Below are 9,294 nucleotides of genomic sequence, written 5' to 3'. Positions count from 1 at the left end.
CGCCGAAACACCGAGACGGCTGGCGACTTTGGCCACCGGATAGCCACGTTCGGTTACCTGTTTGACGGCTTCAATCTTGAATTCTTCGGGGAAAAGCTGCCTGCTCATGACACCTCCTTGTAGGGCCAGTGTGAGGCTCACGAGGTATCTAGGAAAGGAGGGGCGATTCACTACTGCAATGACGTCACCGGACATGGGGCAACACCACACCTTCGTCCATCATGTTGCGCACGACCTGATTGAAGTGCCCGATCCACACCGCGTCAAACTGGGCTTCGCCTGCATTGACTTCCGCCAGGGCACGCAGCAGTGAGCGCACCTGATGCCGCTGGCCATGCCGCAAGATCACGGCCTCAAACGTGTCGATAATGGCCAGCAGTTTGGCGCCGTCACAAATCAAATCCGCGCGCAGCCCCGCTGGGTAGCCATGCCCGTCCGGACGCTCATGGTGTTCCCGCGTAATGCGGGCCGCCATTTCCCAGCCAGTCATTCGCCCCAGCAAATCTGCCCCCCAGCCCGGATGCGCGGCAAGCTGTATCCGCTCTTCGGCACTCAGACGCCCCTGCCGCAACCACAGCTCCTGCGGCAAAAACATCATCCCGATATCGTGCATATAGACCGCAGCCTCCAGTTGCAAAGGGTCCACCAACCAGCCAGACACCTGATTGCACGCTGCGGCCAACATCAGATTTCGTTCGGTGCGTCCCTGAAACAGCATGGAGCGCTGCTCGAACTGCAGTGCCAATGAACGGAAAAACTCCAGGTCGGCCTGCTGCGCCGGTGACGCCGCACTTGGCTTGGCCGGCAAGCTTTGCTGTGGCACAAAGCCGGTAAGCCGCTTGACCAATAACCATGCCTGGGCATCAACCAGCGCGGCAGGCGTTTCCCCCAGCTGCTGCAACTCTGCAATCAGCAAGTTGAAATCGCGCAAGGAGATATCCCGGCCACTGTCCAGCTCGGAAATCAACAATTCCAGCCGGTCTACGGCCAACAGCATGACCTGCTCCAGTGCCGCGCTAAATATCAGCTCTCCCGCCTTGATGCGTGCCAGCGTATCCTCAACGGCATGCACCAGCGGCTCCACAAAATACAACCGGCACAGGCCGGCATCCCCCTTGATGGTGTGAAAAAGCCGCATCAACTCCGCCAGCACCAGCTGATCCGCCGGCTGCTGGCGAAGCGTCTGCAACAAGTTGGCCGCACGAGGTGCATATTCATTCAGCGCATAGAGGAAATCACCGAAACTCTCTTCATCCTCAATGCGATAGTGTTCAATGGTCTCCTCCATATACCTCTCCCTTTGTCTGTGTTCTGTGACTGCACTATAGAGCCACTCCTGATTCGTAATGGCAGAAATGTCCATTTGCCGTATGACAAGTTGTCATAGCCCACATTTTTTTTATGGATTTGCTGCAAAAAAGACTTGCTTGTCCCCTGAAGCGCAGGCAGACTGCGACTTGCAGTTTTTCAAGTCGTGATCTGTACAGTTGTTGTAAAGGCTATCGCCGTACCACAGTTTGTCTTTTCCCTTGATTGACATGCGCTTTTCTCATACTCAACGCTTTCTCAATAAGGGAATAGAACATGGCAACCGGTACCGTAAAATGGTTCAACGACGCTAAAGGTTTCGGCTTCATCACTCCGGACAATGGTGGTGACGACGTATTTGCACACTTCTCGCAAATCAACTCCAAAGGCTTCCGCTCCCTGGCAGAAAACCAGCGCGTAAGCTTTGACATCGTTGATGGCCCGAAGGGCAAACAAGCTTCCAACATCCAGCCGCTGTAATATCAGCACTGGTTTGGAACTGAAAAACCCGGATGCTTGCATCCGGGTTTTTGCTTTTGCAGCACTCGCAACACACCACCCATGCAAGGAGTCGCCTCATGGAAACCTCGCACGACGACATTATCGCCAGCACCCGCAACTGGCTGGAGAAAGCCGTCATCGGCCTGAACCTATGCCCGTTCGCCAAGGCAGTTTACGTCAAAGATCAAGTACGCATCGTTGTCAGCGATGCCGAATCCCCTGACGCACTACTGGAGCACCTGGTCACCGAGCTACGCCTACTGGCCGACAGTGATCCGGAAGAAATCGACACCACTTTGCTGGTCCATCCGTTTGTGCTGCAGCGCTTTCTCGATTTCAACGAGTTTCTTGGTGTGGTGGATGCGGTACTGGAGGAAATGAAGCTGGAAGGAGAACTCCAGGTTGCCGAATTCCACCCCAAGTTCCAGTTTGACGGTACAACCATTAATGACGTCAGCAACAACACCAATCGCGCGCCTTATCCCACCCTGCACTTGTTGCGCGAGAGCAGCATTGCCCGCGCCGTGGAAGCCTTCCCCGACCCGGCCTCGATATACGAGCGCAACATCGAGGTCATGGAGGAGCTTGGCCGCGCCGGCTGGGAGGCGCTAGACGTCGGCCCACACAAGGCTAAGTAATAACCAATAAAAAAACCGGCTAAGCCGGTTTTTTTATTGGTAGCACACTACTTGCAACTGCATCATTCGGTAAAAGGCAGCGGACTATTCGCGCCCGTACGGGCATCCACATTCATTACCGATAGCAATGCGGCCAACCCCTCGGACAGAGAAGACAGTTGCTGCGGCGACATCCGCGACAAGGCCTCTGGCAGCCACCCGCGTGGCGCGTAGTTAGCGCGACCAACCAGCTCTCGACCGGCATCACTCAATGCCACTTCAACAACCCGCATATCCTGCGCATTGCGCTGACGTTGCAAATACCCCAGCTCTTCCAGTCGCAGCAGCATATTACTTAATGTTGCCGGCTTGATGGACATGCGTGCGGCCAACTCCCCAGCCTTCAAAGACCCGTTGTCCCGCAACTCTACAAGCAACCATGCCTGAGCCCCGGAAATTCCCAGCAGTTTCTCGATATCGGAGGAATGCTGCTGCGCAGCCCGAAATACCACCCGGAACTGCTTGAGTACTTCAAGCGGCATGTCCGAAATTTCTGTGTTGGTCATAAACTCGGTAATTCAAACTTTCTCTGCATACACAACCCGGCCGCACAAGCCGCCGCAATGTCCAATGACCTGCTATCCATTCAGCAAACGCCCGCAAGACTATTACAGGTCTGCAGCGGGCGCACCTACCATGAGGTCACCATTTGTACACCCACCAGGAGCAGCAAAACCGAACGGGCCGCGCCACGATCAGGTTGCCGTACCGCCCACAGTCAAGCCGCCATCAATTCGCAGTGTTGGTTGCCCGACTCCGACCGGCACACTTTGCCCCTCTTTGCCGCAAACGCCAACGCCTTCATCAAGCGCCAGATCGTTGCCGATCATCGCCACATAATTCAGCACGTCAGGACCATTGCCAATCAACGTGGCACCCTTGACCGGATAAGCCAGCTTGCCGTTTTCAATCTTCCATGCCTCCGAAGCTGAAAACACGAACTTGCCACTGGTAATGTCCACCTGTCCGCCACCAAAGTTGGCCGCATAAATCCCGTCCTTTACCGACGCGATGATTTCTTCTGGCGCCTTATCACCCGCCAGCATATAGGTATTGGTCATCCGCGGCATGGGCAGATGGGCATAGGATTCACGCCGGCCATTGCCGGTGGGCGCCATACCCATCAAACGCGCATTCATTGCATCCTGCATATACCCCTTCAGGATGCCGTCTTCGATCAGCGTGGTGCAGTGTGTGGCATTGCCCTCGTCATCGATCGCCAGCGAGCCACGACGCCCCGCAAGGGTGCCATCATCCACCACCGTCACGCCGGGCGCAGCCACCCGCTGGCCGATACGGCCACTGAAGGCCGACGTGCCTTTGCGGTTGAAGTCTCCCTCCAGACCATGACCGATGGCCTCGTGCAGCAGCACACCGGGCCAGCCGGACCCCAGCACCACGGTCATGGCACCAGCCGGCGCCGGACGAGACTCCAGATTGACCAGCGCTTGCCGCACCGCCTTGTCAACGTGGCGCGCGATAAACTCATCACTGAAACCGGTAAGATCAAAGCGGCCACCACCGCCGCTGCTTCCCATCTCCCGGCGGCCATCCTGCTCGGCAATCACCGTAACCGACATGCGCACCAGCGGTCGCACATCTGCCGCTCGCACACCGTCATGACGCGCGATGTACACCACATCATATTCGGCCACCAGACCTGCCATAACCTGAATAACGCGCGGATCACTGGCTCGAGCCAGCCGTTCCACCTTCTCCAGCAACGCCACCTTGGCCTCGGCCGGCAGGCTATCTACCGGATCCAGCGCCGGATAAAGTGCCAGCGCCTGACGCGACTGCACCACACCCGCATTGCCATGCCCGCCCGCGGCTCCGATGGCACGCACCGCATCAGCCGCCTCGCCAAGCGCAAAGGCGCTGATATCGTCGGAATAGGCGAATGCCGTCTTGTCGCCCGACACCGCACGCACTCCTACGCCCTGATCAATGCTAAAACTGCCAGCCTTGACGATACCCTCCTCAAGGCTCCAGCCTTCAGTACGGGTGTACTGGAAATACAGGTCGGCATAATCCACCTGATGGGCCAGCATGCGGCCCAGCGTGGCATCGAGCACACGCTCGTCCACGCCATACGGGGCCAGCAACAGGTTGTCTGCAATGGCTAATGCGTTGCTCATATCTTGTTCTTTCAGGAAAACACGCGATGCGCCAGCGCCGGCAAGCGCCCCCGCACCGACTGGATAACTTCAGGGTCGATCTCGGCGATTACGACACCCTCGCCTTTGCTCAACTCGGCAACGATACGGCCCCATGGGTCGATAATCATGCTCTGGCCGTAGGTTTTGCGACCATTTTCATGCTCGCCACCCTGCGCTGATGCCAGCACGTAGCACTGGTTCTCGATGGCGCGCGCCCGTAGCAGCACCTCCCAGTGCGCCTCCCCCGTCGTGGCAGTAAACGCCGCAGGCAGCACCAGCAGGTCAAACGGTGACAGCCGGCGAAACAACTCGGGGAAACGCAGGTCGTAACAGATGCCGAACGCGATATCTGCCAGCGGAGTCCCGACTTTTAACGGCTCCGTACCGGCAAGGATGCTGTCAGACTCGCAATAACGCTCACCCTGTCCAATAAAGCCAAACAGGTGGATCTTGTCGTAACGGCCGGCAACACTGCCATCCGGTGCAAACAGCAGCAAGGTGTTATACACCTTGCCGGGCTCCGGACAGGCCAGTGGCACCGTTCCACCTACCAGCCAAACGCCGTGTTCACGCGCGATAGCGGCCAACCCCTGCTGCAGCGGCCCCGCCTCGAAATTTTCGCGGATCGCCACTTTGTCGCCATCCTGGTGGCCCATCATGCAAAAGTATTCTGGCAACACCACCAGCTCGGCCCCTTGGGCGACAGCTTCGGCAACCAGTTCTGCCGCACGCTGCAAATTACGCTGCGGATCCGGGCTGGATACCATCTGCACTGCCGCGGCCTTGAATGCTTTTTTCATTGGTTTCTCCGGCTACGGTTTCGTTTCGGATTGCTTTTCGACGCGCTGACCAACCTTGCGTACTTGCGGATCGTTCAGACTGCCTGTGACTTCATATTCGTACGACAGTATCTGACTGACAGGATCCTGCAACAATTTTTGTGCCGCCAGTGCTACCGCACCCGCCACCGGATTGAGCAGGGTCGCGCCAGCGATGACCGCCACACTTTCCGATAACGCCGGCGTTATCCGCACCAGCACCTGCTGCCGGTTGTTAGCCAGATCGGCCTCGCCACTCATTGCCACCCTGGCGGCCGGCCCCTGGATTTGCACATCGTTCGAGCGGAAGACACCTGAATCGATATTGGCAGTACCGCGCAAGTTATCGAAAGCAAAGCCACTGCTGAATACATCGGTAAAGTCGAGCCGGATGCGCCGGCTAAGCGATTGCAGGCTCAGCAGACCCAACAGGCGCCCGGCGCCCGGGTCCACCTGCGCAAATTGCCCTTTGCCCATATCCAGCTTCACGTTGCCACTAAGCCGCGACAAATCGAATGCGGCCAACTGCCCCAGCCATTGCAAGGAACCGGACATTTCGCCGCTACCGCCTTTAAGCATACCAACCATACCGACTCGATTCAGCAAGGCGCCAGCATCCTTGGCCTGCAATTTGAACTCCAGCTCGGTACGCCGCCCACCGCTGCCGGTACCTTCCGGCGCCGCACCTTTCATTTGCAGCACGGCCTCGGGCGATTGCAACACCACCTCGTCCAGCAACCAGAGTTGCGGCTGGTGGTGGGCCTGCAGGCGCAAATTGCCCAACTCGTACCCAGACACCTGCAAGGCATCTACCTGCACATCCAGTGCCGGAATGGTCTGCGGCGATTCGTTGTCTGTTGCCCCTTCCGCCACCGGCAATGGAACGGCCAGCCGCTGCAGGCGGGCACGCAATACCCCCTCGCCCGCCGGTTGGTAATCAAGCCGGCCCTGCAGCTCCCGCGATTGCATCTGCAATTCGAAAGGCGCGGCGCCGCCCTGCCAGTCAAGCTGACCAGCAACATCGTGCAGACCCTTGCCCCCCGCCTGTAACAGCGGGGTGTCGAGCCGTAGCTGCAGCGGAGGCACGACTGCATTACCTCCCCCCTCCACTGCACTCACTGCAGCAAGCCACGGCTCCAGCTTCAATTGCGGCACGCGACCGTAGATTGCGATATTGTTCTGCGGTTCGGGCGAGGTGACACCCACACCAACCCCGACCCCCTGCAGGCTGCCATTCGCGGCCAACGTCACCACGCCGGCGGCGCGCTGCTGCTGTTGCCAGGCCAGTCGCCAGCCACGCATTGCCGGCCGCAGGGAAAGCAGCAGCGGCCAGCTATCCTGTGCCTCCTTGGCCAGCGGCACCGGCGCCGCACTGCTGATACCTTGCAGCGAGGACTCGACCGTCAGCTCGTCCAGGTTTTTCCCCACGGTAAAGCGGGCCTGATAGGGCGTATGACCATTGATAAACCGCGTCAGCAGCGGTACGTATCGGGCAGTTACCTGCGGCAAGTCCAGCTCGCCACTGCTGGTAAAGTGCGATTTGCCGGCTGCATCGAGTGACGCAGCAAGGTGACTGCGGCCACCAAAGGCACTGTAGTCAATACCAGGGCTGGAAACCCCGCGCTCGTTGAAATGTAACGCCCCACGGACATCGGTCAACACCGGCAATGGCAAGCTGCGCAGCTGCAGCCGGTTACCGCCCAATGCCAGCTTGCCATCCACCTTGGTATCAGCGATGCGGGATAGCGGGATATTCAAGCCAAGCTGCAAACCGGCACCACCCGCACTGTCGATAGTAGAAAGAAAGCCATCCAGCCAGCCATCTACCGGACTGGCATGGGTATAGGCCAGCATTTTGGGTAGTTCACCCTGGGCATGGCCATTGATCAGCAGACGCGCATCGCCTCGAGTCACCGCCGGCAGACTGACAACAACGCCATCCAGCGCCACGCCCGCGGTCTGCGCGGTACGGGCATCGATACGGATGTCGTCGTTGCGCATGCTGAACCGCCCCTGGATGGCACTAATCGCCGGCCAGTCCGGCTCGAATTGCAGTTTGCCATCGTGAATATCGGCAGCCACCTCGAACCGCCCCTGCTTGCCGTCGGCAAACGGGAACGCGGCCAGATTTCCCTGCAGGCTGGCGCGTACCTGACGCGCCTCGCCCCCTTGCAACGCTGCACGCAACCAGTGGACAGTATCGGTACCAATCAAGGCCGGCAGATAGGCTGGCACGCGATTGGCCGGCACACTATCTGCGGCCAGCGTCAGGTCACTGCGTACCGACCCATCCAGCGGCAATTGCAAGCTGCCTTTGATAAGGGCAGACAGGTCAGGTGTCGTCACTTTTACGGCTGGCACAGCAAGTTGCCAACCGCTGCCGCTACGCTGCCACTCAAGGTTGGCCGCAAGCTTCTGCAACGCAACCGGCTGCGGCAACTGGCCAGGAACCGCCAGCTGCATCCTGCTGCCATCCAGCACCAGCTGTCCGCCATTGGCAGAGGCACTGACACGGCCAGACATCCCGCCGGCCAGACGGATGTCGTTATGTAACTGCAGTGCCAGGCCATTAAAAACGGTGGCGAACTGGTAATCATGCGGTTGCTGCACCGGACCATGCCAGCTGAAATCCAGTTGCTGCAACTGGCCGTCCACCCGGGCCAACTGACTCTCCGCCAACGCCGGCCAATGCGGCGCAAGCAAAGGCAACGCCGGTGTCAGCGACAAGCCGCTAACGCGGACGCTACCGCCCTGCCGTTCCTGCCAGCGCGCATTGATAGCGGCATCGGCCAGCAGCTTGCCATACTGGGTATTAACCACCAGGTGACTGGCCTGCAATGCATGACTGCCTGATTGCGTGCTCTGGTAATCCACCTCGCCAGCCAGATGCGGCAATGGCACCGCCTTGCCGGCCAGCGACAAGGCAACCTTTTCAACCTGCCACTTACCGGCCAGCGTGGTGACACGCCCCTCGGCAAACAGCATGCGCAATTGCGAGGAGGCCGCCCCGCCTACCGAGAATGGCGCATCCGGCCAGTAGCGTTGCAACCAGCCAAGTTGTGGCGCATCGGCCTTGAGTGACACCTCACCCGTCCAGTCTCGCCAGTCGCGCATTCGACTACCACGCCAGCTACCTTCCAGATCCAGCTGCGATAACAGCGCGCTTTCCGGTTTTGCCCTCACCTGCAAGCGATGGCCAAACAGACCGGCAAACAGTTGCAAATGCATGTCGCGCGCGGACAAAGGCGGCAAGCCCAACTGCTGATCCAGCCAGGTGAAGCGTTGCAGCACAACATCGACTTCGTCCTGCCGCATCAACCAGTCAGCGGCCGAACCATCACCCTTGCCCTCGTCCAGCGCCACCCCGTTCAGCCGCAGGCGTCCATCCGGCATGCGCTGCAAGTCCAGTGCCAGACCACGCAGGGTAATCCGTGCCAGGCGCGGCTCCAGATTCCACAGGCTCTTCCAAGCCGGCACCAGTTGCGCCTCGCGCAGCAACATCGGCGGCGCATCCGGCCGCGGACGGATAGCCACCTGTTCCAGCGTGATCTGCGGCGCCCATACCAGCCATTGTCCGGAGATGTGGCCAACCGTCACCGGCATGCCAATACTGTTGCTGGCCCAACGCTCGATGTCAGGACGCAGACGATCTAGATTGGGCAAAAACTGAAAGCGGAACAGCAGAAAAGCAACGGTCAGTGCAAGCGTCAGCAGCAGCAACAGCAGGCGCACCAGCCGCAGCGTGCGCCGCAGCAAGGACACCACCCGCAGGCTGCGGTCATCGCGCGCTGCGTTCGTGTCGGGAGAAGAGGTAGAATGAGGAGTCACGAT

Annotated in this window: 8 protein-coding genes; 2 read left to right on the top strand and 6 right to left on the bottom strand. The window is 59.3% G+C overall.

The window, feature by feature from the left end; genetic code table 11:
- Both HU218_RS16865 and HU218_RS06525 read right to left on the bottom strand, forming a co-directional pair.
- Positions 1-108, bottom strand: a 108-nt coding sequence (locus HU218_RS16865; RefSeq protein ID WP_174874130.1) for a transposase, incomplete at its 3' end; no start/stop codon positions are given.
- Positions 109-184: 76 nt separating this feature from the next.
- Complete coding sequence (locus tag HU218_RS06525) at positions 185-1,288, bottom strand: HD domain-containing phosphohydrolase (RefSeq protein WP_174874129.1); 1,104 nt, start codon at positions 1,286-1,288, stop codon at positions 185-187.
- Positions 1,289-1,584: 296 nt separating this feature from the next.
- Between HU218_RS06525 and HU218_RS06520 the strand changes: the two genes are divergently transcribed.
- The gene (locus HU218_RS06520; protein WP_174874128.1) at positions 1,585-1,788 is read left to right on the top strand and encodes a cold-shock protein; all 204 of its coding nucleotides are present in this window, start codon (positions 1,585-1,587) and stop codon (positions 1,786-1,788) included.
- Positions 1,789-1,886: 98 nt separating this feature from the next.
- On the top strand, positions 1,887-2,447 hold the full coding sequence (locus tag HU218_RS06515; protein WP_174874127.1) for a DUF1415 domain-containing protein: 561 nt from the start codon (positions 1,887-1,889) through the stop codon (positions 2,445-2,447).
- 62 nt (positions 2,448-2,509) lie between these two features.
- Here HU218_RS06515 and HU218_RS06510 read toward each other — a convergent pair whose 3' ends face one another.
- The 4 genes from HU218_RS06510 to HU218_RS06495 form a co-directional block, all read right to left on the bottom strand.
- Positions 2,510-2,992 (bottom strand): MarR family winged helix-turn-helix transcriptional regulator, encoded by a 483-nt coding sequence (locus HU218_RS06510; RefSeq protein WP_174874126.1) that lies wholly within the window; start codon positions 2,990-2,992, stop codon positions 2,510-2,512.
- Positions 2,993-3,181: 189 nt separating this feature from the next.
- Complete coding sequence (gene tldD, locus HU218_RS06505; protein WP_174874125.1) at positions 3,182-4,624, bottom strand: metalloprotease TldD; 1,443 nt, start codon at positions 4,622-4,624, stop codon at positions 3,182-3,184.
- A gap of 11 nt (positions 4,625-4,635) precedes the next feature.
- Positions 4,636-5,445 carry a carbon-nitrogen hydrolase family protein gene (locus tag HU218_RS06500; RefSeq protein ID WP_174874124.1) on the bottom strand — a complete coding sequence of 270 codons (810 nt, stop codon included), beginning with the start codon at positions 5,443-5,445 and terminating at the stop codon, positions 4,636-4,638.
- A gap of 12 nt (positions 5,446-5,457) precedes the next feature.
- On the bottom strand, positions 5,458-9,291 hold the full coding sequence (locus tag HU218_RS06495) for a YhdP family protein (RefSeq protein WP_174874123.1): 3,834 nt from the start codon (positions 9,289-9,291) through the stop codon (positions 5,458-5,460).
- Positions 9,292-9,294 lie beyond the last annotated feature (3 nt).

The sequence above is a fragment of the Vogesella oryzae genome (genome assembly GCF_902829295.1).
Taxonomy (GTDB): Bacteria; Pseudomonadota; Gammaproteobacteria; order Burkholderiales; family Chromobacteriaceae; genus Vogesella; species Vogesella oryzae.
The sequence above is the reverse complement of the archived record's forward strand: the minus strand, read 5'-3'. Positions and strand labels throughout refer to the sequence as shown.

Coding starts and splice junctions, on each gene's coding strand:
- HU218_RS06510 (WP_174874126.1), bottom strand. CDS start 2,992: ATGACCAACACAGAAATTTCGGACATGCCGCTTGAAGTACTCAAGCAG.
- HU218_RS06515 (WP_174874127.1), top strand. CDS start 1,887: ATGGAAACCTCGCACGACGACATTATCGCCAGCACCCGCAACTGGCTG.
- HU218_RS06525 (WP_174874129.1), bottom strand. CDS start 1,288: ATGGAGGAGACCATTGAACACTATCGCATTGAGGATGAAGAGAGTTTC.
- tldD (WP_174874125.1), bottom strand. CDS start 4,624: ATGAGCAACGCATTAGCCATTGCAGACAACCTGTTGCTGGCCCCGTAT.
- HU218_RS06500 (WP_174874124.1), bottom strand. CDS start 5,445: ATGAAAAAAGCATTCAAGGCCGCGGCAGTGCAGATGGTATCCAGCCCG.
- HU218_RS06520 (WP_174874128.1), top strand. CDS start 1,585: ATGGCAACCGGTACCGTAAAATGGTTCAACGACGCTAAAGGTTTCGGC.